Source organism: Ruegeria sp. YTSC230 (assembly GCF_059609665.1).
In genome coordinates this window covers 228,749-252,002 of sequence record NZ_JBXWMC010000004.1, presented here as the reverse complement: position 1 = coordinate 252,002, position 23,254 = coordinate 228,749, and the positions used below count along the sequence as shown (strand labels likewise).

26 protein-coding genes are annotated in these 23,254 nt (G+C 58.3%); 9 read left to right on the top strand and 17 right to left on the bottom strand.

Features of this window, described 5'->3' with window-relative positions; translation table 11 throughout:
• Positions 1 to 42: 42 nt before the first annotated feature.
• Together AC2FD9_RS10395 and AC2FD9_RS10390 are read left to right on the top strand one after the other, a co-directional pair.
• Positions 43 to 831 (top strand): lytic murein transglycosylase, encoded by a 789-nt coding sequence (locus tag AC2FD9_RS10395; RefSeq protein ID WP_496836720.1) that lies wholly within the window; start codon positions 43 to 45, stop codon positions 829 to 831.
• Positions 832 to 1,030: 199 nt separating this feature from the next.
• Positions 1,031 to 1,942, top strand: coding sequence for a hypothetical protein (locus tag AC2FD9_RS10390; protein WP_282169331.1), 912 nt, complete (start codon positions 1,031 to 1,033; stop codon positions 1,940 to 1,942).
• A gap of 36 nt (positions 1,943 to 1,978) precedes the next feature.
• Here the strand turns inward: AC2FD9_RS10390 and AC2FD9_RS10385 are convergent, their stop codons facing one another.
• Entirely contained in the window at positions 1,979 to 2,722 is a 744-nt protein-coding gene (locus AC2FD9_RS10385; RefSeq protein ID WP_496696833.1) for a heme-dependent oxidative N-demethylase family protein, read from the bottom strand.
• Between the two features lie 123 nt (positions 2,723 to 2,845).
• Here AC2FD9_RS10385 and dddP point away from each other — a divergent pair, with 123 nt between their 5' ends.
• Positions 2,846 to 4,189 carry a dimethylsulfonioproprionate lyase DddP gene (gene dddP / locus AC2FD9_RS10380; protein WP_496836717.1) on the top strand — a complete coding sequence of 448 codons (1,344 nt, stop codon included), beginning with the start codon at positions 2,846 to 2,848 and terminating at the stop codon, positions 4,187 to 4,189.
• A 4-nt stretch (positions 4,190 to 4,193) separates the two neighbouring features.
• Here dddP and AC2FD9_RS10375 read toward each other — a convergent pair whose 3' ends face one another.
• Positions 4,194 to 4,388 (bottom strand): hypothetical protein, encoded by a 195-nt coding sequence (locus AC2FD9_RS10375; protein WP_496836715.1) that lies wholly within the window; start codon positions 4,386 to 4,388, stop codon positions 4,194 to 4,196.
• A 241-nt stretch (positions 4,389 to 4,629) separates the two neighbouring features.
• Here AC2FD9_RS10375 and AC2FD9_RS10370 point away from each other — a divergent pair, with 241 nt between their 5' ends.
• Positions 4,630 to 5,844, top strand: a complete 1,215-nt coding sequence (locus tag AC2FD9_RS10370) for a bifunctional alpha/beta hydrolase/OsmC family protein (RefSeq protein ID WP_108860328.1) — start codon at positions 4,630 to 4,632, stop codon at positions 5,842 to 5,844.
• Positions 5,845 to 5,853: 9 nt separating this feature from the next.
• Here the strand turns inward: AC2FD9_RS10370 and AC2FD9_RS10365 are convergent, their stop codons facing one another.
• The 5 genes from AC2FD9_RS10365 to AC2FD9_RS10345 form a co-directional block, all read right to left on the bottom strand.
• On the bottom strand, positions 5,854 to 6,204 hold the full coding sequence (locus tag AC2FD9_RS10365) for a hypothetical protein (protein ID WP_472724020.1): 351 nt from the start codon (positions 6,202 to 6,204) through the stop codon (positions 5,854 to 5,856).
• A 10-nt stretch (positions 6,205 to 6,214) separates the two neighbouring features.
• On the bottom strand, positions 6,215 to 6,772 hold the full coding sequence (locus AC2FD9_RS10360; protein ID WP_496836713.1) for a hypothetical protein: 558 nt from the start codon (positions 6,770 to 6,772) through the stop codon (positions 6,215 to 6,217).
• A gap of 141 nt (positions 6,773 to 6,913) precedes the next feature.
• Complete coding sequence (locus AC2FD9_RS10355) at positions 6,914 to 7,501, bottom strand: biotin transporter BioY (protein ID WP_282120434.1); 588 nt, start codon at positions 7,499 to 7,501, stop codon at positions 6,914 to 6,916.
• Positions 7,502 to 7,569: 68 nt separating this feature from the next.
• The gene (locus tag AC2FD9_RS10350; protein ID WP_496836711.1) at positions 7,570 to 7,992 is read right to left on the bottom strand and encodes a DUF6314 family protein; all 423 of its coding nucleotides are present in this window, start codon (positions 7,990 to 7,992) and stop codon (positions 7,570 to 7,572) included.
• Positions 7,989 to 8,321, bottom strand: coding sequence for a hypothetical protein (locus tag AC2FD9_RS10345; RefSeq protein ID WP_496836709.1), 333 nt, complete (start codon positions 8,319 to 8,321; stop codon positions 7,989 to 7,991). Before AC2FD9_RS10345 ends, AC2FD9_RS10350 begins: the two co-directional genes overlap by 4 nt.
• Positions 8,322 to 8,410: 89 nt before the next feature.
• Here AC2FD9_RS10345 and purB point away from each other — a divergent pair, with 89 nt between their 5' ends.
• The 4 genes from purB to AC2FD9_RS10325 all read left to right on the top strand — a co-directional run bounded on the left by purB (position 8,411) and on the right by AC2FD9_RS10325 (position 12,833).
• Positions 8,411 to 9,715 carry an adenylosuccinate lyase gene (gene purB / locus AC2FD9_RS10340; RefSeq protein ID WP_058277485.1) on the top strand — a complete coding sequence of 435 codons (1,305 nt, stop codon included), beginning with the start codon at positions 8,411 to 8,413 and terminating at the stop codon, positions 9,713 to 9,715.
• Between the two features lie 379 nt (positions 9,716 to 10,094).
• The gene (locus tag AC2FD9_RS10335; protein WP_496836707.1) at positions 10,095 to 10,634 is read left to right on the top strand and encodes a tetratricopeptide repeat protein; all 540 of its coding nucleotides are present in this window, start codon (positions 10,095 to 10,097) and stop codon (positions 10,632 to 10,634) included.
• A gap of 68 nt (positions 10,635 to 10,702) precedes the next feature.
• Positions 10,703 to 11,794 (top strand): flagellar motor switch protein FliG, encoded by a 1,092-nt coding sequence (locus tag AC2FD9_RS10330; RefSeq protein ID WP_496836706.1) that lies wholly within the window; start codon positions 10,703 to 10,705, stop codon positions 11,792 to 11,794.
• Positions 11,795 to 11,909: 115 nt separating this feature from the next.
• On the top strand, positions 11,910 to 12,833 hold the full coding sequence (locus tag AC2FD9_RS10325; RefSeq protein WP_496836704.1) for a lysophospholipid acyltransferase family protein: 924 nt from the start codon (positions 11,910 to 11,912) through the stop codon (positions 12,831 to 12,833).
• Here AC2FD9_RS10325 and AC2FD9_RS10320 read toward each other — a convergent pair whose 3' ends face one another.
• Complete coding sequence (locus AC2FD9_RS10320; RefSeq protein WP_496836703.1) at positions 12,834 to 13,535, bottom strand: DUF1223 domain-containing protein; 702 nt, start codon at positions 13,533 to 13,535, stop codon at positions 12,834 to 12,836. It lies immediately after the preceding gene.
• 231 nt (positions 13,536 to 13,766) lie between these two features.
• Between AC2FD9_RS10320 and acnA the strand changes: the two genes are divergently transcribed.
• On the top strand, positions 13,767 to 16,457 hold the full coding sequence (gene acnA / locus AC2FD9_RS10315; protein WP_496836701.1) for an aconitate hydratase AcnA: 2,691 nt from the start codon (positions 13,767 to 13,769) through the stop codon (positions 16,455 to 16,457).
• Between the two features lie 114 nt (positions 16,458 to 16,571).
• Here acnA and AC2FD9_RS10310 read toward each other — a convergent pair whose 3' ends face one another.
• The 9 genes from AC2FD9_RS10310 to secD form a co-directional block, all read right to left on the bottom strand.
• The gene (locus AC2FD9_RS10310) at positions 16,572 to 17,108 is read right to left on the bottom strand and encodes a DsbE family thiol:disulfide interchange protein (RefSeq protein ID WP_496836699.1); all 537 of its coding nucleotides are present in this window, start codon (positions 17,106 to 17,108) and stop codon (positions 16,572 to 16,574) included.
• Positions 17,101 to 17,259 (bottom strand): heme exporter protein CcmD, encoded by a 159-nt coding sequence (gene ccmD, locus AC2FD9_RS10305; protein ID WP_496836697.1) that lies wholly within the window; start codon positions 17,257 to 17,259, stop codon positions 17,101 to 17,103. Before ccmD ends, AC2FD9_RS10310 begins: the two co-directional genes overlap by 8 nt.
• Entirely contained in the window at positions 17,256 to 18,029 is a 774-nt protein-coding gene (locus AC2FD9_RS10300) for a heme ABC transporter permease (protein WP_058274037.1), read from the bottom strand. The genes ccmD and AC2FD9_RS10300 overlap by 4 nt, the downstream gene beginning before the upstream one ends.
• Positions 18,030 to 18,090: 61 nt before the next feature.
• Positions 18,091 to 18,747 (bottom strand): heme exporter protein CcmB, encoded by a 657-nt coding sequence (gene ccmB, locus AC2FD9_RS10295; RefSeq protein WP_058274038.1) that lies wholly within the window; start codon positions 18,745 to 18,747, stop codon positions 18,091 to 18,093.
• On the bottom strand, positions 18,744 to 19,358 hold the full coding sequence (ccmA, locus tag AC2FD9_RS10290; protein ID WP_282169318.1) for a heme ABC exporter ATP-binding protein CcmA: 615 nt from the start codon (positions 19,356 to 19,358) through the stop codon (positions 18,744 to 18,746). Before ccmA ends, ccmB begins: the two co-directional genes overlap by 4 nt.
• A 146-nt stretch (positions 19,359 to 19,504) precedes the next feature.
• Complete coding sequence (locus AC2FD9_RS10285) at positions 19,505 to 19,858, bottom strand: Mth938-like domain-containing protein (protein WP_496836694.1); 354 nt, start codon at positions 19,856 to 19,858, stop codon at positions 19,505 to 19,507.
• On the bottom strand, positions 19,845 to 20,615 hold the full coding sequence (locus AC2FD9_RS10280; RefSeq protein WP_496696854.1) for a sulfite exporter TauE/SafE family protein: 771 nt from the start codon (positions 20,613 to 20,615) through the stop codon (positions 19,845 to 19,847). Before AC2FD9_RS10280 ends, AC2FD9_RS10285 begins: the two co-directional genes overlap by 14 nt.
• On the bottom strand, positions 20,608 to 21,582 hold the full coding sequence (gene secF, locus AC2FD9_RS10275; RefSeq protein ID WP_058277475.1) for a protein translocase subunit SecF: 975 nt from the start codon (positions 21,580 to 21,582) through the stop codon (positions 20,608 to 20,610). Before secF ends, AC2FD9_RS10280 begins: the two co-directional genes overlap by 8 nt.
• A gap of 1 nt (position 21,583) precedes the next feature.
• Entirely contained in the window at positions 21,584 to 23,245 is a 1,662-nt protein-coding gene (gene secD, locus AC2FD9_RS10270; RefSeq protein WP_496836692.1) for a protein translocase subunit SecD, read from the bottom strand.
• Between the last annotated feature and the right edge of the window lie 9 nt (positions 23,246 to 23,254).

Genomic DNA, 23,254 nt, shown 5'->3' with positions numbered 1-23,254 from the left:
GCGTACTCTTTTCCTGACAATGCAATTTTCCGGGTTTCCCTGATGCTTCGCTTCGCTCTCTTGTTCGCCCTATCCCTTCCCGCCCTTGCTTCCGCGGCACCTTGCGGCAACACCAGCAGCGGCTTTGAGACATGGAAGAAGGACTTTGCCAAACAGGCGAAACGCGCGGGCGTCAAAAAGAAAGGATTGCAGGCACTGGCCCAATCCCAATACGCCACGCGAACCATAGCCGCGGACCGCAATCAAAAGAGCTTTAAATACTCGTTAGACAAGTTCATGCGCGTCCGAGGGGCAGACACCATCGTGGCGCAAGGGCGCAAACGCAAAGCGCGCAACCCACAATTCTATGCGGCACTCGAACGTCAATACGGCGTACCGGCCGGGGTGCTGATCGCCATTCACGGCATGGAAACCGGGTTCGGAAACTTCATGGGGGACAGTCAGGTTGTTTCCGCAATCACAACACTGGCCTATGACTGCCGCAGGTCCGAATTTTTCATTCCTCACGCGATCGGGGCGCTGAAGCTGGTCGATCAAGGCAGCATTACGACAGCGACAAAAGGGGCAAAACATGGCGAACTTGGGCACACCCAGTTCCTACCGGGCAATGCCATGCAATACGGGGTTGATGCCACCGGCGACGGTCAGGTCGACTTTTACAATATGACCGATGCATTGGCCTCAACTGCCAATTTTCTGCGTAATAAGGGCTGGAAACCCGGTCGGGGCTATCAACAGGGTCAGCCAAACTTTGCAGTCATTCAACAGTGGAATGCCGCCTCGGTTTACCAACAATCCATTGCAATAATGGCTGCCCGAATCGACGGTTGAAGCTGGCTTGGGATTCCGGCAGTTACACCCGATTTCGGCCACATTGTCGCCACAGACGCCAAAAGGCCCTTAAAATGCCTAGGTTTCCATAGCGTAATCAATCAGCCCGATTTCTCATTTTTTTCCATTTTTGCCCAAATCTGCCCCAGATCGCTTGCTAGATTGTTTCCAAACAAAGGATGCGACAAAGGACAGCGCAGTGACTCCGAAGCACAGCTATCACGGTGGTCTGCAATTCGACGGTAAGACCGAGGACGCGATCGAGCGGTTCAGCGACATCGTTGCCAAGACCCTTGCGGACTATGGTCACCTGGTCGAGCGCAAGTCTCTGCAGAACAGCACCGAAGCCAGCATTGTGTCCAGTCAGTATCTGGTGCGCCTGACGCTGGATACTAAGGTTGCCGAAACCGAAGACCGATTCGAGCGCCTCAACCGCGCCGCAGGTCTGAAGACAATCCAGAGACCCATCGTCACCCTGCCGAATAACCGGCTGACGATCACTGTGACCCCGGTTTCCCCCCTATTGGATGACAGCGAAGTTTCCGAGCTGATGCTGGTCGTGATCCTTTACAGAATGGTTGACGTCTGCGCGACCCAGCGGGTCGAATGGCTGTCGCCCAACACCGTTCTGACCATCGAACAATTCATGAGCGCATTTGACACGCTGGCCCCAAGCAGGCCGCGTGACAGAAAACAGATTTTCGAGGCAGTGACAGGCCCGTTTGCCGGACTGAATGTTACTGACGCAGAAGACCTGGATGAGCCAGAAAAAAAGGCGCTGACCCCAGTAGCCCGGCCAATCCAGCTGTCAGATGAGCAGTTGCTCAGCATCGCTTTTCGGACAGAACCTATCGAGCAGCCTACCGATCGGGACGACACGCCCCCCCTCGTCCATGAGCAACCCAGCGATATCCTCCGACTGACCAGTTGGGGATTGACGGGTGCCGTGGCAAGCGTGTCCGTCCCGATTGCGGCCTCTTTGGCCGCTGTGAACCTGATAAGGGGCGAAGACTTCCGCCTGAACACTCAGGTGCTGGTGTATTCGATCGCGATCTCCGCTCTCAGCACAAGCGGGGCACTTGCGGGCGCTGCCAGCGCGCTGGGCATGTAGCCTGGTATGAAATGACCCTCCTTGGAGGCCCCGCCATCAGGCGGGGTTTTCCATTTTTGGCACCTGCTCTGCCGCCAGAACATATGTATGGATCGAGAAAACCACGGCCTGCGTCTCAGGCAGTCGCAACAGCGTCTGCCGCTCACTCCGCAGGAACCGGGCGTGCCCTGGCTCCTGTGCGGCCCGCCGGTCGTATGCACTGCGGGGTTGATGCAGCTCGGCGTCCTCATACCACAGCGCATTGAATCGCCACAGAGGGCGTCCCGGTTGTATCCCGTCAAACAACCGCTGAACCCGCCGAGCGATGTCGGCGTTGTAGCTGTCAACAGGCAGATGGATGTCGATCAGAGGCCGCATGAATTTCTCGGACAAGCGCCAACTGGCAGGAAAACACAGGATGGCACCGGTCAGAACATGTTCATCCCCCTGCTTTTGCAGGATGCAGAAATCTTCCTGCACCAATCGGCACAGTGTGTCCAATGGCTGATCCGGATCGATCGTAACATCTGTCCCGTCCGGGCGAGCGACGTGATCTGTGCACTCGGGATAGACTTGGTTCAGGACAAGATCCAACAACTCCTGCGCAGCGGGTTTAGCACCTGCATCCATCGCCAGAACATCCGAACGATGACCGACCAACAGGTCCTCGCGTCTTTGCATCTGGGCGGCGAACGCATCATCGCGGTGCAACCAGTTGTCCATGCTTGCTGGCTGAATGCCTGGCAAAGAGCGCTTGTTCAGCGGGTCATACGGAATTGAAGTCTGAAGAATGGTCGTCATGAATTTGACGTATCATCAGAATTTCCACTTGTCGGTCAAAAAGCGACGAACGCACCGTCGCAAACCTTCAAGACGTCGGGAGATTGATTCTTCACGCTCAAAGAACAGGCAGGGAGACCCACCATGAACCGACACTACCGCGACAGCCGCAAGATCGACCCGACCAAAGGTGCGACTCTTGGTGATGGTACCCCGAATGAAAACGACCGGATCGAAATTGGCCCTACGCAGCTTGCGTTTTCAGAATGGGAAAAGGCCGGCCTTGCCCTGCCCGATCTGGCCCGGATGCGCGAACACAGGTGGAAACGACTGACTCAAGCCATTGTCGATCGCGGTTATGGCGGGCTGCTGATGTTCGACCCGCTGAACATTCGTTATGCCACCGACAGCACCAACATGCAGCTGTGGAACACGCACAATCCGTTCCGCGCGGTGTTGCTGTGCGCTGACGGCTACATGGTGATTTGGGACTATAAGAACTCTCCGTTCCTTTCCACGTTCAACCCACTGGTGCGCGAGCAACGATCCGGCGCCGACCTGTTCTACTTTGACCGGGGCGACAAGGTAGATGTGGCAGCGGACGTGTTTTCAAACGAGGTGCGCGTCCTGATCGACGAACATGGTGGCGGCAACAAGCGCCTCGGCGTGGACAAGATCATGCTGCACGGCCTGCGCGCGCTTGAGGCGCAAGGGTTCGAAATCATGGAAGGCGAAGAGGCGACGGAAAAGACCCGCGCCATCAAAGGCCCGGACGAAATCCGTGCCATGCGCTGTGCCAATCACGCCTGCGAAACCGCTGTGGCGGAAATGGAGAAATTCGCGCGCGCCAATGTGGGTGACGGCAAAACCTCGGAAGACGACATTTGGGCGGTTCTGCACGCCGAAAACATCCGGCGCGGCGGCGAGTGGATCGAAACCCGCCTGCTGGCCTCGGGCCAGCGAACAAACCCGTGGTTTCAGGAATGCGGCCCCCGGATCACGCAACAGAACGAGATCATCGCTTTTGACACCGACCTGATCGGTTCATATGGCATCTGTATTGATATCTCTCGCACATGGTGGATCGGCGACGAAAAGCCCCGGCCTGACATGGTCTACGCTATGCAGCACGCTCATGAGCACATTATGACCAACATGGAGATGCTGAAACCCGGCGTGATGATCCCCGAACTGACGGCCAACGCACACAAGCTGGACGACAAATTCCAGGCTCAGAAATATGGATGCCTGATGCATGGTGTCGGCTTGTGCGATGAGTGGCCTCTGGTTGCTTATCCGGACAAGGCAGTGGCGGGCTCTTACGACTACGCGCTCGAACCCGGCATGGTCCTGTGTGTCGAGGCTGCCGTTGGAGAGGTTGGCGGAGATTTCTCGATCAAGCTGGAGGATCAGGTTCTGATCACCGAAGACGGATATGAGAACCTGACCACCTATCCCTTTGATTCACAGCTCATGGGCCGGAGCTAACGTTTCAGTTCGACCAATGTGACCGCCTGACATTTCCGTGCCAGCCTTCGGACACGGGATCAGCAACCTGCGCCTCAGCAGATGCCACCGGCGGCAGGGTTTGACCAAGCGCAAATCCGATCACCCCAGCCAGAGCAATCACGGCCAGTATATCCGGGCGTAGAACCACGCCCCTTGGATCCATTGCAGTATGTACCATTTGAACCTCCTGGGCTGCACGTTTGCGATGGTCGTAAGATGGGGAGGTGACGTAAATTAGTAAAACGAATATTTTTTAGAATATACTTCACAAAATTTGATTCTTTAGGTTCACAGGGCGGACAAAGGATTGCGCTCAATCTGTTCGCTTCACTCACCTTCCCGTGACGCTTCTTACAATGGGGTTGAGCGGCCAGTAGGAAGCACACACTATTGGTCATCCCGACGAACAAGGAACTGTCATGCCCACCGAACGCATTACCTTTGCCGGTCACGACGGCAACCAATTGGCCGCGCGCCTGGATTTGCCGGACGGGCCGGTCTTGGCCACGGCGCTATTTGCGCATTGTTTCACCTGTTCCAAAGACATCCCTGCCGCGCGCAGGATTGCGGCCCGACTAGCGGCGATGGGCATCGCCGTTCTGCGATTTGATTTCACCGGGCTGGGTCATTCCGGCGGGGAGTTTGCCAACACAACCTTTACCTCCAATGTCGAAGACCTGATCGCGGCCTCGCATTATCTGGCTGGCCGCAACATGGCTCCGGCATTGCTCATCGGCCATTCGCTGGGTGGTGCCGCTGTGTTGCGCGCCCGTGCTGGCATTCCCAGCGTCAAGGCCGTGGTCACTTTGGGTGCACCCGCAGATCCCGGCCATGTAGCGCATCACTTCGAAGATGCGCTGCCTGAGATCACGCAGGCTGGATCAGCGGACGTGATGTTGGGCGGACGTCCCTTCCGCATTGGCAAGGCCTTTGTGGATGATATTTCCGAAGCGGCCCTGATACCGGCCATCGCAGACCTGAAGGCCGCTTTGCTGATCTTGCATGCGCCTCGGGACGAGACCGTAAGCATCGACAATGCCAGCACAATCTTCCTGGCCGCCAAACATCCCAAGAGCTTTGTGACCCTCGACGATGCCGATCACCTGATTACCCGCGCATCTGACGCGGAATACGCGGCGGACGTGATCACCGCATGGGTTACGCGCTACGTCAAGCTCTGCCCGCCGGCCCCACCACCTGGCGCACCCGAAGGTGTTGTTCGCGTGACCGAAGCTGATCCGGAAGGGTTCCTTCAAGACATTCAATCCGGTCCCCGGCACCATGCCGTCGCGGACGAGCCCGCCTCATACGGTGGCACCGACCGTGGCATGTCGCCCTACGGGTTCGTGTCATCTGGACTGGGGGCTTGCACATCGATGACTATCCGCATGTACGCGCGGCGCAAGCGGTGGCCGCTGAAAACCGTTTCAGTCGATGTGTGCCACAACAAGGTGCATGCGCAGGACGCGGGGCTGGCCAACGAAGGAAAAGTCGATCAGTTCCGCCGCAAGATCCGCCTTGAAGGTCCGCTGACGGCCGAGCAACGCGCGCGACTGCTGGAAATCGCGGACAAATGCCCGGTCCACAGAACCTTGGAAGGGTCAGCCCAGATCACAACTGAATTACTGGACTGACCTGTCGGTTCAGCGCCGGCCTGCGGGGCGGTGAATAGGCGGCCGTGCCGCCGGGGGTCGTGCAACCGGTGGCCGTGGCCTGTTCGGCGGTCGCGACACCGGTGGTCTGTTCGGTGGCTTGGCGATTGGCGGAACAGGGCGTGCAGGTGGGCGACCATCAGGCGGCCGGGGGCGATCCGGCCGGTCGATGTCAATATCCACGTCTACGTCATGATAATAGTCATTCCACAGCATCGAGTCGTAGAACGGGTCATACCCGTAACCTACCCCGACGGTTACGCCATCACAGGCCGAAAGCGTCAGGCTTGCTGCCCCCAATCCAAGGGCGAGGGCTGCGCGTTTGATCAGTTTTCCGGTCATGTGCGCCTCCTCACTGCAGGGACCGGAACGACGCGAACACGGCGTTCAGATCGTCCACATAAGCCGGATCGGCGCCGTCGCGCAGGATCGCAACTGCGATGGCCACGCGCCCCTTCGGCAAGTCAATCACGGAAACAGTAAAGTTCACACCGCGCCCTTCGCGACTGCCGGTCCCGCGAATAACCCGTGCGGGCAATCCGCCGATACGCGTCGTCGTGGTTTCGGACACAGTCGGGTCCTTGACCAGAAACCTGTCTATGTCTTCAAGATACCGCAGACCGCCATCGATCGAGGCCACGCCTGCAGGCGACACAAAGCCCATCCAAACATTATCGTCCGTGACTGGCCGCATCCCCATGACCCGTGCCACGGCACGTGCATCGCCCAGCTCGGTATCTTCAATTTCGCGCGGGCCACCGGTGCGCAGCGCCCAGAAATCGGGTACAGAAAAGCCGAATAGCGCGCGCCCGTTGTCCGTATAAGTGACAGGAGTGTCGGCGGATGCCGTCCCGACGCTCAGCAAAAGCGAAGCGCAAACAGCGAGTGCCGAAGCTAATTGAATACGCATATCTCAATAACCTGATGATTTCATTGAATGCAGATTGACCTGCAGTGGCCCCTTTTGTCCAGCATTCCGATCTGCGGGTACAAAAAAACCGCGCCGGGATATCTCCGAGCGCGGCTTCGTCAGATTTGGATTGGTTGGAAATTACGAACGAGCGTCGCCCACCAGTTTCCACAGGCCAGGGATCAGCAGTGCAGCCAGCACCAGCTTGATCGCGTCGCCCACCAAGAAGGGTGTCAGACCCCACTGCAGGATCGGCTGATCCCACCCAAAAAGCTGACCCAGCCACAGCAGGCCGGGTACATAGATCACGACATTTGCCAGAACCAGAGCCAACGCCATCTTGCCGAACGAACGGTCCCAGCCGCGCGCGGCCAGTGCGCCCAGCAGAACGGTTGCCAGAAGGTAGCCAACCAGATAGCCGCCGGTGCCGCCCATCATGTAGGTCAGACCGAATTTTTCGGCCGAAGAGCCCGCGAACACGTCGAAGCCCAGCGCGCCGATCAGCAGGTAACCCAGCATGGTGACCAGACCCAGACGCGTGCCATAGGCGGTGCCGATAGTCAGCACGGCAAAGGTGCCCATTGTGATCGGGACAGGCCACATCGGAACCTTGATCTTGGCAGCAATTGCCAGCGCAAGAATACCTAGTGCCACCAGCACAACTTGCTTGACGCGCAGCGCGGTGCCTTCGCGCGGGCCAATCGCATTGGCCAGTACATTCGCATTCATTCTTATGTCTCCACCTATTTTCAACTGCAGAAATGCCCGCTTAGAGCTTTGACTGCAACATGATTACGCTATCTTAACCGATATTCGGTGCTCATTTCATAAGATTTTCTGGGTCCCGAGACGATCCAGCGCATTGACCAGACTGGCCAGGCCGAAAAATCGTAGACAGCATCGTAGCTGTCGGGCGGGCAATCGTGGTGGTCAGACGCATGTGCCTGGCCCAAGGCCAGCCGGTGAAAATAGCGGCCGTCGTCAAAATGTATGGCAATCGCCTCACCCGCCGCGTGCCACAGGTACCTGCGCGTGCCTTTCATCTCGGCTTGCCCCGGCACACGCAGCGTGACTTCTTCGTCGTATATCAAGCCGTCCTCGGTCGGGCTCAGGACCGTGTGACCATGGGCCTGCACCACCTGCCCCGCCTGCATATCCAGAATGGTCCGGGTCAGGCTCCAATGGCCTTCGAAATCCGACAGTCTGCGCGGCAGGTTCATTCGGCGAGTGTCCCGTCGGTCGTGGCACCGTTATCATCCACGAACCGGATCACTTTGCCGCTTTGTTGGACCTCATAGCAGGCCCAAAAATCCGAAGGCGGCCAGACCGAGCAATAACGATCCTCGCGCACCGCCCACCGCCCGGCGCTGGGCCCGCCCGAGAAGTATTGCGTCAGCATCGTATCATCGAAGGTCTGCCAGATACCTTCCCCGTAATCGAGCTTCTGTTCGGTCAATACCGACAGTATTTCATCCCCCGTCAGCGTTCTGAACTCCTCAGCCGCCAGAAAACCGGGCCAAAGGGCCAAAATCAGGGCAAACCGTCTCATATTCGCACTCGCGCCTTGTTCCTTTGGCTGCGCGGGTTTAAACCCCGCCGCAACGCCTCCTGCCAAATCACAATAAGGTGCCGCTGCCAATGATTCCACGCTATTCCCGCCCCGATATGGTCGCCATCTGGTCGCCCGAATCCAAGTTCCGCATCTGGTACGAGATCGAGGCCCATGCCTGCGACGCCATGGCGGATCTGGGTGTGATCCCACGCGAGAATGCTGAGGCCGTCTGGAAGGCCAAGGATGTGGAATTCGACGTGGCGCGCATCGACGAAATCGAAGCGGTTACCAAGCACGACGTCATCGCCTTCCTGACCCATTTGTCCGAACATGTTGGCAGCGAAGAGGCGCGTTTTGTCCACCAGGGCATGACAAGCTCGGACGTACTCGACACATGTTTCAACGTGCAACTGACCCGCGCCGCCGACCTGCTGATCGCAGATCTAGAAGGTCTGCTGGCTGCCCTGAAACGCCGCGCGATTGAACACAAGGATACCGTCCGTATCGGTCGCAGCCACGGTATCCACGCAGAGCCAACCACCATGGGCCTGACTTTCGCGCGTTTTTACGCCGAGATGGACCGCAACCTGTCCCGCATGCGCGACGCCCGAGCTGAAATCGCCACTGGCGCGATCAGCGGCGCGGTTGGCACCTTCGCCAATGTTGACCCACGTGTGGAAGAGCATGTCTGTGACCAACTGGGTCTGGTGCCCGAGCCGATTAGCACTCAGGTCATCCCGCGCGACCGTCATGCTGCGTTCTTTGCCACGCTGGGGGTTATCGCCAGCAGCATCGAGAACGTTGCCATCGAAATCCGCCACATGCAGCGCACCGAGGTGCTGGAGGGGGCCGAATTCTTCTCGATGGGTCAGAAAGGCTCCTCGGCCATGCCACACAAGAAAAACCCGGTCCTGACCGAGAACCTGACCGGGCTGGCCCGCATGGTGCGCGCGGCAGTGATCCCGGCGATGGAAAACGTGGCGCTCTGGCACGAGCGCGATATCTCGCATTCCTCGGTTGAACGCATGATCGGGCCGGATGCCACGATCACTTTGGATTTTGCACTGGCGCGACTGACAGGCGTGATCGACAAGATGTTGATCTTCCCCGAGAACATGATCGAAAACATGAACAAGTTCCCTGGCTTGGTAATGAGCCAGCGGGTTCTGCTGGCGCTGACCCAAGCAGGTGTCAGCCGCGAAGATGCCTATGCCATGGTTCAGCGCAACGCGCTGAAAGTCTGGGAACACCGCACCGATTTCAAAGAAGAACTGCTGGCAGACGCGGACGTCACCGCCGCGCTGAGTCCGGAAGAAATCGAAGAGAAATTCGATCTCGGCTATCACACCAAACACGTTGATACGATTTTCGCCCGCGTGTTCGGCGAATAACCCGCGATTGATCAAATGCTTCGCAGGGCCCGGTTCGCGTGACGCGATCCGGGCCCTGCTCTTTTGCCAGACAGGCCAAAACAGGCTATGATGCCAGTGTATGTCCGGACAGGAGAAACACGATGATCCGCACTTTGATTTGCGCTGTGGCCCTTAGTTGTTCAGCCTCCGTTGCCTTAGCTTGTAGTGGCCATTCCAAGCAAACCCAGTCCTGCGCGCCGGGCACGTATTGGGATTCAGAAGCCCAAACCTGCGCCAAAATTGTGAATAGCTGAGAAAAAAATTCCTTATTCGTGAATAAACGCGAGCCTTCGGTTGTTAGCTTTTGAGAGAAACGCACTATGCTTTCTGTAAGTAGCCCAGACAACGGAGTAGGAAAATGCGCCTAGTACTCGCTTCAGCCATCGCCCTTCAGGCCTTTGCATTCGCGCCGGTCGCGATCGCCGCTGGCGGTGACAGCAGCCCGCCAAAACCGACCAACACGACCAAGAAGTGTTTCTTCGGTCGCGTCTATGACAAAGACGCCGGACGGTGCGTGAAGCCGGACAAGACCAACTTTACTGAAGAAGAGCTGTATGACGCCGTGCGCGAACTGGCCTATGACGGACAGTTCGAAAATGCTCAAGACATCCTGCGCATCATGGATCAGGATGATGATCGCGTGTTGACCTACTGGGGTTTCACCTACCGCAAAATGGGTGAGCTTGATCTGGCGAATGCCTTCTATTCGAACGCCATTGAGGCGAATCCCGACAACATACTGGCGCGCAGCTATATGGGTCAGGGCTTTGTCACCGAAGGCAAAACCGATCTTGCCATCGCACAGTGGCGCCAGATCAAGGCGCGCGGCGGTGAAGGCACCTGGGCCGAGTCATCCTTGCGCGAGGCGATCCGCACCGGGCTGACTTACAACTATTAGACTTCAGCTTTTCTTTACCCGACTCTCCGTAATCTGCCTGTGGAACAGAAACTTGGCACCACAGGCAGATGCAGGACACAAACTCTTTGGTTCAACTGGCACCGGGGACATCAACACCCACAGCCGACGCCCAAAACGACGCGCCCCGCGTCGTTCCCAAGGCGCTGAGCAGCCGACAAAAAGCCGCCGTCGTTGTGCGCCTTTTGTTGAATGAGGGCGCAGATATCCCCCTGGAAGAGCTTCCCGACGATTTGCAGGAAAAGCTGACGCACCAGCTGGGTCAGATGGGCCTTGTGGATCGCATCACGCTGGCATCCGTCGCACATGAATTTGCCGAAGCTCTGGACAGTGTCGGCCTGTCCTTTCCGCATGGGCTGGCCGGTGCTCTGGATGCGGTCAGCGACAAGATTACGCCGGCAACAGCGGCTAGGTTGCGGAAGGAAGCCGGGGTGCGCCAGATCGGCGATCCGTGGCAACGGCTGCGCGAAATCCCGACAGAAGATTTGGCCACCATCGCTCTGGCCGAAAGCACTGAAATTGCAGCGGTCATGTTGTCCAAGCTGGAAACTGCGAATGCCGCGCAACTTCTGGGTCACCTGCCCGGCCCGGTCGCGCGGCGCATCACCTATGCCGTGTCTAAAACGGCCAACATCACACCCGAGGCGGTTGAACGGATTGGCTGGTCTCTGGCGGCGCAACTTGATCGACGCCCTGCCACGGCCTTTTCGGATGGCCCCGGAGCGCGGGTCGGTGCGATTCTGAACCAATCAGCCGCAGCGACGCGCGACGGGCTTTTGACGGCCCTGGATGAAGAAGACACCGACTTTGCAGCTTTGGTGCGCCAATCAATATTCACCTTCGCCCATATCCCGGCCCGCATCCTGCCCAGGGACGTGCCTGCGATTCTGCGTGGATTGGATCAGGCTGATCTCGTCACCGCCTTGGCTGGCGCCACGGTCGAGAATGACAAAGCCGCGGTCGATTTCCTGCTATCCAACATGTCGACGCGTATGGCGGATAACCTGCGCGAGGAAATCACCGAACGCGGCAAGGTGAAGCTGGCAGAAGCCGAAGAAGCGATGACACTTGTCATCGGCTCAATTCGAACACTGGTCGACGAAGGCGCAATAGCGTTGATCGAAGAGGATAGCGAAGAGTGACGGGCAAGTCCGATCCGGCAGGACAAAGCATGGCTTTGGTTTGCAACGCTTGTGGTTGCGGTTTCCCCCTTGTATGTCTTGCCCGGCAAATCGCAACAGCCGGTGAGACCTATTCATGCCCGTCGAAAAGTCGGAACTAAGCCGCACAGAGCTTAGAAAATACTACATCACTGGATTGTTCATGAAGGGCGTGATCGGGACCTTGCGGTTGCTGCCCTATGAAGCTCGCCTGGCCACCATGGGCGCAATCGCGCGTGGGCTTTCACCGTTTATCGGCTTTACCAAACGCGTGCGCAGCAACTTGAAATTGACCCGCCCTGACCTGTCAGAGGCCGAGGTCAACAGAATTTGCAGTGCCGTTCCGGACAATGCCGGTCGCGCGATTATGGAGCATTTTTCGCCCGAAGGCTTCACCAAACGTCAGCGCACGGCAAAGGTAAGCGGTTCGGGTGTTGCCGCATTTGACACTGCCGTCGCCGAAGGGCGACCCATCATGATGATCACCGCGCATTTTGGTCACTATCTTGCGGCACGCATCGCCCTGCAGGAACGCAGCGGTCAACCGATTGGGTGCCTCTATCGCCGCATGGCGAACCCTTATTTCAACGACATGTATGTCGAGGCATTCCATAAGACCGGCTCGCCGATGTTCGAACAGGGCCGTCGCGGAATGGTCGAGATGGTTCGTTCGCTCAAGAAAAATGGGATCATCGCGATCGTATCCGATCTGCACGCCCATGGCGGTGAAGAGCTGACATTCTTTGGCAAGCCCGCCGTGACCTCAGTCCTGAATGCAGAACTGGCAATGAAATACAATGCCGTCCTGATCCCATGCTATGCGGTGCGGCAACCAAACGGCGTGGACTTTGAAATCGTGCTACACGATCCGGTGCCGCATACAGATCCGAAGACCATGACCCAGTTCACCAATGACGATCTTGAGGCCATGGTAAGACAGCATATGGGTCAGTGGTTTTGGATCCACCGGCGCTGGAAAGCCTGGAACGGTTTGGGCGTGCAGCCCGAGGACATGCCCTGATTATTTGACCCGCGCGGCTGCCACGATCGGGCCGTGCCCTGCCCTTTGCACCAGCACAACTGCCGGATAATCTGTGTCGACGGTTACCGAATACGCCTGAGGCGCGACGCCGTCCCATTGACCTGCCATATGCCAGGCCTCGACAACATTGGCATAGTCCAGATCGTGGCCAGCCAGCTCTCCGCGTCGGATCGAGGCATGGCGCATCGGTGAATACTGAATGACCCGGATGTCATAGGTTTCTCCGGCCGGCAGTTCGACCGGCGTCACATCCACCGATACATCATCACCCGAGCGCACGGCCGTCACGGATGCTTGCGGGGTGGCCTTGAGATGTGCATTGATCAGGCGATCCAGTTCCCGCGATTGCGCCCCGACCACATCCTGCTGCCCATTCACCACCATCTGAGGCGTATAGATCATCGACCGCCCACCTTCTCGCGCATAAGTGCGCTGGCGCAGAGTGTGATCCGGGTCGGCATATTCGTCCTTCCAGCCGATGTAGTCCCAGTAATCCACATGCAGTGCCAGGCCGATCACATCGTCGCGTTTGGCCAAATCATGCATGATCCGGTCGGCAGGCGGACAGGACGAACAGCCCTGAGATGTGAACAACTCAACCACAACCGGGCCGCCCTCGGCCAGGGCTGCTGTAGAGAGAAACAAGGAAACTAGCGCTGTCGCGCGAATGGATCTGAACATTACGGGTCTCGGGCCTTTGGCTGGGTGTACTGCCCGGTTTAAACGCAAGCCCGTTCAACCTCCAATCAACGTTTCTTGAGACATGCGACCATCGTTACCCTTAAATTTTGTGTGCAATGGTATACATAACTCAACGAGCTCACCACCTTGGTCCTTGAACCAAAGGCGTTGGTGATGCAGATAAAGATTAGCGAATCCCGGGATCTAAGTCATTTCAGAGGGAGGCCACAGATGCCCATCAAAGTCGGACAAGATACCGCCAGAACACGCCGCAACCTTAGCGTGAATGGCAAATCCATTTCATATTATTCTATCCCCGCCGCGCAAGAGGCCGGTCTGGGTGATTTTTCCAAGCTTCCCGCCGCGCTCAAAGTGGTGCTCGAGAACATGCTGCGGTTCGAGGACGATGGTTTTTCCGTCGCGGTCGACGATATCAAAGCCTTTGGCGAATGGGCACGCAATGGCGGCAAGAACCCGCGCGAGATTGCGTATCGCCCTGCCCGCGTGTTGATGCAGGACTTTACCGGCGTTCCGGCTGTTGTTGATCTGGCCGCGATGCGCGATGGCATCAAAGGGCTGGGCGGCGATGCGCAGAAGATCAACCCGCTGAACCCGGTTGATCTGGTCATCGACCACTCGGTCATGATTGATGAATTCGGCAACCCGCGCGCATTCCAGATGAACGTGGACCGCGAATATGAGCGCAACATGGAGCGTTACCAGTTCCTGAAATGGGGGCAGTCAGCCTTCAACAACTTCCGCGTTGTTCCCCCCGGAACCGGCATCTGCCATCAGGTGAACCTGGAATACCTGGCGCAAACAGTCTGGACCGACACCGATCAGAACGGCGACGAAGTCGCCTACCCTGACACGCTGGTTGGCACCGACAGCCACACAACCATGGTCAACGGCATGGCCGTTCTGGGCTGGGGCGTCGGCGGGATCGAGGCCGAGGCCGCGATGCTGGGCCAGCCGATCTCGATGCTCATCCCTGAGGTAGTAGGCTTTGAGCTGACCGGCGCGATGGTGGAAGGCACCACTGGCACTGACCTTGTTCTGAAAGTCGTCGAGATGCTGCGCGCGAAAGGCGTGGTGGGCAAATTTGTCGAGTTCTACGGGAGCGGTCTGGACCGTTTGCCGTTGGCTGACCGCGCAACGATTGCCAACATGGCCCCCGAGTATGGCGCGACCTGCGGCTTCTTCCCGATTGATGGTGAGACCCTGCGCTATATGCGTAACACCGGTCGGGATGAGGATCGCCTGGCACTGGTCGAAGCTTATGCCAAGGAAAACGGCCTTTGGCGTGATGAGAACTACGCGCCTATCTACACCGACACTCTGACGCTGGACATGGGCACGATCGTTCCCGCTATCTCCGGCCCGAAACGACCGCAGGACTATGTTGCGCTGACCGACGCCAAGGCGGCATTTACCAAGGAAATGGCCGAAACCTTTAAGCGCCCGATGGGCAAGCAGGTCGTGGTCAAGGGCGAAAACTACGGCATGGAATCGGGCAAGGTCGTGATCGCCTCGATCACATCCTGCACCAACACTTCGAACCCTTACGTGATGATCGGGGCCGGTCTGGTTGCAAAAAAGGCGCATGAGCTGGGCCTGAACCGACAGCCCTGGGTCAAAACTTCGCTGGCCCCCGGCTCGCAGGTTGTATCTGAATACCTTGAGGCGGCTGGCCTGCAGCAACATCTGGATGCCATCGGGTTCAACCTGGTTGGTTATGGCTGCACCACATGCATCGGCAACTCCGGCCCGATTCAGAGGGAGATCAGTGAAGCAATTGCCGAGGGTGATCTGGTCGCTACGTCCGTTCTGTCCGGCAACCGCAACTTTGAAGGCCGGATTTCGCCGGACGTGCGGGCCAACTACCTGGCCTCGCCACCGCTGGTTGTAGTCTATGCGTTGGCTGGCACCATGGATATCGACCTGACATCCGAGCCGATTGGGCAGGACAAGGACGGCAATGACGTCTTCATGAAGGACATCTGGCCAACCCAAAGCGAAATTGCCGAATTGGTTCAGGAAACGGTCACACGCGAAGCGTTCCAGTCGAAATATGCGGATGTCTTCAAGGGCGATGAGAAATGGCAAAGCGTCGAGGTTCCGCAACAGGAAACCTATGACTGGCCGCCGACTTCGACCTATATCCAGAACCCTCCCTATTTTCAGGGAATGGGTGCCGAGCCGGGCACGATCTCAAATATCGAAGGGGCCAAGGTGTTGGCGGTTCTTGGGGACATGGTCACGACCGACCACATCTCACCCGCAGGGTCTTTTGCAAGCACTTCACCTGCCGGTCAGTACCTGATCGAACGTCAGGTGCAGCCACGCGAGTTCAACTCCTACGGTTCCCGCCGCGGCAACCACGAGGTCATGATGCGTGGCACATTCGCCAACATCCGCATCAAGAATGAGATGCTGGACGGCGTCGAAGGCGGCTATACCAAAGGTCCTGACGGCGAACAGGCTTCGATCTACGACGCATCAATGGCCTACCAGGAACTAGGCCTTCCGCTGGTCGTCTTTGGTGGCGAGCAATACGGCGCCGGCTCATCCCGGGACTGGGCTGCCAAGGGCACGGCCTTGCTGGGCGTCAAAGCCGTGATTGCCGAAAGCTTTGAGCGTATCCACAGGTCCAACTTGGTTGGCATGGGCGTGATCCCGTTCGAGTTCACCGACGGCGACACCCGCAAGACACTGGGCCTGACAGGCGACGAAACCGTATCAATCCATGGCTTGGATTCGGTCGAGCCGCTGCAAGAAGTGCCCTGCACCATCATCTTCGGCGACGGAACCGAGAAAACGATCACGCTGAAATGCCGGATCGATACCGCGCCCGAGATCGAATACATCGAAAACGGCGGCGTGCTGCAATATGTGCTGCGGAACCTTGCCAAGGACGCTTAAAGCAACAAAGCCCCGGCCAATGCGCCGGGGCTTTTTCTTGGGTGCCAGCGCAACTAGCAGAAATAAGAAATAGAGCGCGTGCAGCAGGCACGCTCCGGATGGCAACGGATCAGATCACTCGCCAGCTTTTTCCAATGCCGGGCGGATCCTGCTTTCGATGACGCGCTGCGTAATCGGACCGGCAAAGCGCAGGATGATTGTGCCCTCTCCGTCGATTACATAAGTTTCCGGAACACCGTAAAGACCCCAGTCCAGCGCCATGCGCCCTTGTTCATCCCGTCCGATGGCCTCATATGGGTCGCCCAGTTCGGTCAGAAAACCTTCGGCATTGGCCAACTGATCCTTGTAGTTGATGCCATAGACCGGGATGCCCTCTTCGGACAGCGCCTCAAGGTTGGGGTGCTCAGCCCGGCAGGGCGCACACCAACTGGCCCAATAGTTGACCAGCTTGACCTCACCATCACGCAGGGTGTCATCGTCGAACAACGTTTTGCCCGGGAACTCGGTCAGAACGACAGGTGGGGCGGGCTGCCCTTCGCGTGCAGATGGCAAGGCATCGGGGTCATCCCGGAACATGCCAATGCCGGCCAGAACGGCAAAAGCGCCGAAGATCAACGGCGGCGCAATCATCAAGGGTGAGATTTTAGCCATTGCGCGACATCCTGTGTTCGACCTTTTCCATTTCCGCCCGGACTTTGCGCCCGCGCATTACGCTGAGAGCGACCAGTGCAATCAGCAACCCCAGCGAAGCCGCATAGGACCACAGGACCACGTCGGCATATTTTCCAAGATCAGGGATCATCCGTTTAGCCTTTCTCGCGCCAGCAGCGCCTTGATCCGTCGCGCCCGGATTTCCGTTCCTGTGCGATACAGAACCAACGCAATGAACAGCAGCACAAATCCGATGATACATACCAGCAGCGGATAGAAATAAATGTTGCTGACTTTTTCTTCGGTATCCGCGCCGGTGACGGCTGCGGCGCGCATCACGGATGCCCCCTGATGCAGGCCTTGGTTCCAGAAGTTCACCGCATAGCGGCTGAGCAAGGCAAAAACCGACCCCACCAGACACAGGACCGAGGTCAGATCAGCGGCTGTATCGGAATCCTCGATCGCTTCCCACAGGGCTACGTAGCCAAGGTAAAACAGAAACAGGATCAGGAAAGCCGTCAGGCGTGGATCCCAGGCCCACCACGTGCCCCACATCGGTTGCCCCCAGATCGCGCCGGTTGCCAACGCGATCAGGGTCATCACGATACCGATGGGAGCTGCCGCTCGCGCAGCGAGTGCACTGACATGGTGGCGGCGCACCAGCCAGACCAAAGATGTGGCCAGCATCATCAGCCAGCAATTGATCGCCATCAGCGCCGCAGGCACATGCAGGTAAATGATCTTGACGGTCGAGCCCTGCTTGTAGTCATCCGGCGTGAAGAAAAAGCCCCAGATCAGCCCGACGACCAGACACACAAAAGAAGTCATCCAGAAGAACGGCAGGACCCGCTCGCTGGTCGCGAGGAATTTACGCGGGTTGGCGTATTCCCAGAGGGTATTGGCTTTGGCTGCGATAGACATGGGCTCTTTTTAGTCCGACTCGTGTTTGTTCTCAATTGACATCAGTCAAACTGCGACCGTGTCACCGAAGGTTGATCCGCAGCACGGCTGCACTGGCAAAAGGCAACAGAGCAATCGTGGCCGCCGTGATCCCTGCCAGCATCAACAACGGTGTCTGCGTTTCCATCCCCGTGGCGCCGCGGCGTGCGACTTCGGCCCCGAAGATCAGCGTGGGAACATACAGCGGCAGGACAAGCAATGACAACAATAGCCCCCCGCGTTTCAGGCCGACAGTCAGAGCTGCGCCAAAGGTCCCGATCACACTCATGGCCGGGGTGCCGACCAAAAGTGAGATCACCAGCCAGAAAAAGCCTGGCACCGGCAAGTTCAGTAGCACACCCAGAAACGGCGCGGCTAGAACCAGTGGCAAACCCGTTGTTATCCAGTGGGCCAGCGCCTTGATCGACACAACCGCCTCAAGCGGCAAGGGCGCGGTGGCCAACAGGTCAAGCGACCCGTCTTCCCAATCCAGCGCAAGCAGACGATCAAGCGATAACAGGCAGGCCAAAAGCGCGCCCAGCCAAAGCACACCCGGGGCAATGGTCGACAGCAGCGAAGATTGCGGGCCGACTGAGAACGGCACCAGAACGGTCACAATCAAAAAGAACGCCAGACCAAGGCCAAACCCCCCGCCCGCGCGGAAGGCCAGTTTCAGGTCGCGCAGCAGCAGGGCGATCACAGGAAGCCTCCGTCAAAGTCGTCGATGGGTTTTGGTTTGGCTTTGTTGGGACCCACATCCAGAACCGCGCCGTCCAGACCAAGGTCGATATGGGTTGCGATCAGGGCGGAACCGCCCTGCCCCAGATGGGCACGAACGGTATCGGCGAACATCTGGACGGCGCTTTTGTCCAGTGACACCGTCGGTTCGTCCAGCATCCAGATCGGCCGCCCGGTGACCAGCATCCGGGCCAGTCCAAGGCGACGTTTCTGCCCGGCGGACAGGTTTCCCGCATGGCGGTCCGACAGCTCGTTCAAAGCAAAGGCATCCAATGCCGGTTGGATGTCATCTGTCCCAAAGACCGAGGCCCAGAAGGTCAGGTTTTCCACAACCGTCAACGTTGGCTTCAACCCGTCGGAATGCGAGGCGTAGGCAATTTGATCCTCGGCCCCGACAATGGTTCCGCTCAACGCCGGCTGCAACCCCGCAAGTGTACGCAACAAAGTTGTTTTGCCGATCCCGTTTGGCCCACGCAGGATCAGTGCTTGCCCGGATTGAAGCGAGAAGTTGAGCCCCTCGAGCACGGGGATACCCCCGCGGGTGATGGCAAGATCGGTTACGGTCAGTGTCATACGGTCCCGCTTATCTTATTGCGCATAGGGGCAAAAGGCGGGATTTGCCGCAGGGCAATGCCCGAGCCGCTTTCGGGTAAGCATGAAAATGAGGGGCCAGCCCCTCGCGCTCCTGGGATATTTTTGGCCAGATGAAACGGATCCCGTCAGGTGGGAAGCAAAGCCAGCGCGATGCGGCGACCTTCGGAGAGTAGTACATTGTAGGTACGGCAGGCTGCAGGAGAGTTCATGATCTCAACGCCTATACCGGCCTGCTCGAGCGCCGCTCGAAGGTCAGAGGGGATGTGGGCCAGATCTGCGCCCGTTCCGATCAACAGGACATCCACATGCCCAGCCAGTGCAAGCAAAGAGGATTGATCGTCGTATCCGCCCCAACCGGTGGTGCCCGATGGACCGGTCAGAACCGCCCCTTCGTGGACCTGGCCACCAATACGGAAAAAGCCGGGCCCATAGCCATCGACCGGTGTTGCGTTGTTATATGTTATCTCATTCAACCGCATGGATATCTTCTATGCCCCAAAGCGGCAGGCCCGACAAGGCGGCCAGCGCGATGACCACGTAGGCGGCGGTGCGGTAGAGCTTTTCCTTTTCGGGGTTGAATAGCCAGCCGCCCAGCCAATTGCCCAAAAGGTTCGGGACCGACAGAGCCAGCCCCAGAACAACACTGTCGAAGGTCACACGCCCCATGACAGACAGAGAGCCGAAAATAAGAAAGTCGAAGCCGAAAAGGAACAGCAGGATCGTGGCCCGAATGACTTCTACCGGCAGCGGACGGGACATGTAAAACAGGATCACCGCCGGTCCAGGCAACCCAGCGACGCCGCCGAGAAAACCCGCAGCGCCACCGATGGCTGTCACCATCGCGCGTCGCACGCGGCCTTGGTAGCGTAATCCAAGGATCAGGATAGCGAGCATGAACAAGGCCAGGAAGCTGACCGCGTATCGGAACACCTCGGGCTCGACCTGCGTGAGGACCCACAAGCCAACAGGCAGGATCAAAGCGCAGCCAAGCAGCAGCCGTGCCAGGTCTCCGCGGTCTACGGCGCGCCACGCCCGTCGCAGGTTAGGCAGGGGCCCGAAGATATCCATGATCGTCAGTCCGATCAGCGCCCCAAACGGGCCGAGGAACGGAGTGGCCAGAGGCAGAAAAATCAGCGCGGTGCCAAAGCCGGAAAACCCGCGTACGATGCCGCCTAGCGTCGCTGCAAAAAAGATAACGGCCAGCCCCGTGGGGGACTGGCCGAGAATATCAGGCATCCACATTTGCGAACTGGTTGCCCGCGTTGTTGGACGGCTTCGACCAGTCGCGCTTGACGCCCAGCCACAGCAGGATGGTCGAGGCCACAAAGACCGAGGAATACGTCCCTACGATCACGCCCCAGATCATCGCGAAAACAAAGCCGCGGATCACGTCCCCGCCCAGCACATAAAGCGAGATCAGAGCCAATAGGGTGGTAACCGAGGTCATCACCGTCCGGCTAAGCGTTTCGTTGATCGAGATGTTCAGAACCTCTTTGAGGTCCTTCTTCTTGTACTTCCGCAGGTTCTCGCGGACGCGGTCAAAGACGACCACGGTGTCGTTCAGCGAATACCCCACTATGGTCAGCAATGCGGCGATGATGGCCAGATCGAACCGGATTTGCAGTTCCGAGAAGATGCCGATCGTGAGGATTACGTCGTGAACCAATGCGGCCACCGCGCCCAAGGCGAACTGCCATTCGAAACGCAGCCAAATATATACCAGCACCGCTCCGATCGCCAACACCACCGCGATAACCGCAGTTTGGATCAGCTCACCCGAGACTTTGGGGCCGACGGATTCAACGCTTTCAAATGGCAATTTGAGGCCGGGATCAGCAGCGGCAAGCACCTCGCCGACCTGAGTGATCACGTCCGATGTAACTGCCTCGGCGTCTTCTTGCGCCTGGATGCGGATCATCGCAACATTCTCATCCGGCCCAAAGTTTGGATCGAAGATCTCTGTGATTGTCACATCCCCCAATTCCAACGGGGCAAGGGCGTCACGATAGACTCCGACATCAATCTCTTGGGTGCTTTGCGTCCTGATCGTTGTGCCACCGCGGAAATCGATGCCGAAGTTCAGCCCCTGAAGCATGAAGGACGTGAACGCCACGATCATCATCAAGGCCGAGATACCCAGCCAGATTTTCCATCGGCTGAAGAAATCGAACGAGGTATTCTGGGGTACGAGTTTCAGTCTCATGTCAAACCTCGATCGTTTTCGGGCGGCGGCGTTCAAACCAGATGACGATCATCAGGCGCGTCACGAAGATCGCGGTGAAGACCGAGGTCAGAATGCCCAGACCCAGCGTGATGGCAAAACCGCGGACCGGACCGCTGCCCATGGCAAACAGGATAACAGCGGTGATGAACGTGGTCACGTTTGCGTCCAGAATGGCCGACAACGCCTTTTCATAACCCAGTTCGATCGCGCGCGCCGGGCCTCTGGCGGATTTCAGTTCTTCGCGGATACGCTCAAAGATCAGCACGTTGGCATCCACCGCCATACCAACCGTCAGCACGATACCGGCGATACCGGGCAGCGTCAGGGTGGCTCCGATCAGGGACAACAGACCAAACAGCAGGCCGACGTTGATGATCAGGGCGATGTTGGCAAAGAGACCAAACAATCCATAGCTGAGCGCCATAAAGGCAAGCACCGCGACGAAGGCCACGATGGTTGCGACCTTACCGGCGTCGATGCTGTCCTGCCCCAGTTCGGGGCCGATGGTACGCTCTTCGAGGAATTCCAGCCCGGCTGGCAACGCGCCTGCGCGCAACAGAACGGCCAAGTTGGTGCTTTCCTCAACGGTGAAGTTACCGGTGATGATGCCCGAACCGCCAGGAATGTGGCTTTGAATGACAGGGGCCGAGATGACCTCATCATCAAGAATGATGGCGAACGGCTGGCCGATATTTTCCAGCGTATAGTCGCCGAACTTGCGTGCCCCCGAAGTGTTGAACCGGAAGCTGACCGCAGGGCGACCGTTCTGGTCGAAGGCTGGCTGCGCGTCCACCAGCTCTTCGCCGGTGACGACTGGGGCCGACTCGACTGTGTAAAACAAACCGGTTTCGTCGATGGAGGGGAGGACCTGTTCGCCAATCCCCGGGACCGCGTCCGGGTTGGTGCCCCGCCCCACAACGGGATTGAATGTCAGCTGAGCGGTGGTGCCGATGATCTCTTTCAGTTCACCAGCACTGCCGATACCCGGCACCTGTATCAGGATACGATCCGCACCCTGCCGTTGGATCGTGGGTTCACGCGTTCCGACCTCGTCAATACGACGGCGCACAATCTCAAGCGACTGGCGCACAGTGCGGTCGTCTGTGGCAAGTTTTTCCGCCTCGGACAGTTGAACGACGATTGTGTCGCCCTCAGCCCGCGCCTCGATATCGGTTGCACCTACACCGGTCAGGGTTTGCACCTGACGGGCCAGGCCGCGCACAACTTCAAGCGCGCGGGCCGTGCCCTCGGGCTGGCTGATGCGCACCCGAATCTCGTCCGGGGCCGACTCTTGCTTGCGGATGGTGCCTACAGTGGCGCGCTCATCCCGCAGCGCATCGCGAATTTCGGGCCACATGGCCTCCATCCGGGATTCGTACACATCGCCGACCTGAACTTCGGCCAACAGATGCGCACCACCGCGCAGATCGAGGCCCAGATTGACCAGCGACGACGGCAGCCAGTTCGGCCATTGCGCCGCCTCGGCCTGCATTTCGGGGGTGTCGATGCCAAGCTCAATTGCGGCCTTAGCATCGTTGGATTGCTCGACGCGCGTATAAAACGCATTCGGCAGGGCAAGGATCAGACCGATCACGCAGACCAGCCAGATCAGAACCCGCTTCCAGGTATCAATTTGCAGCATTACCCTGCC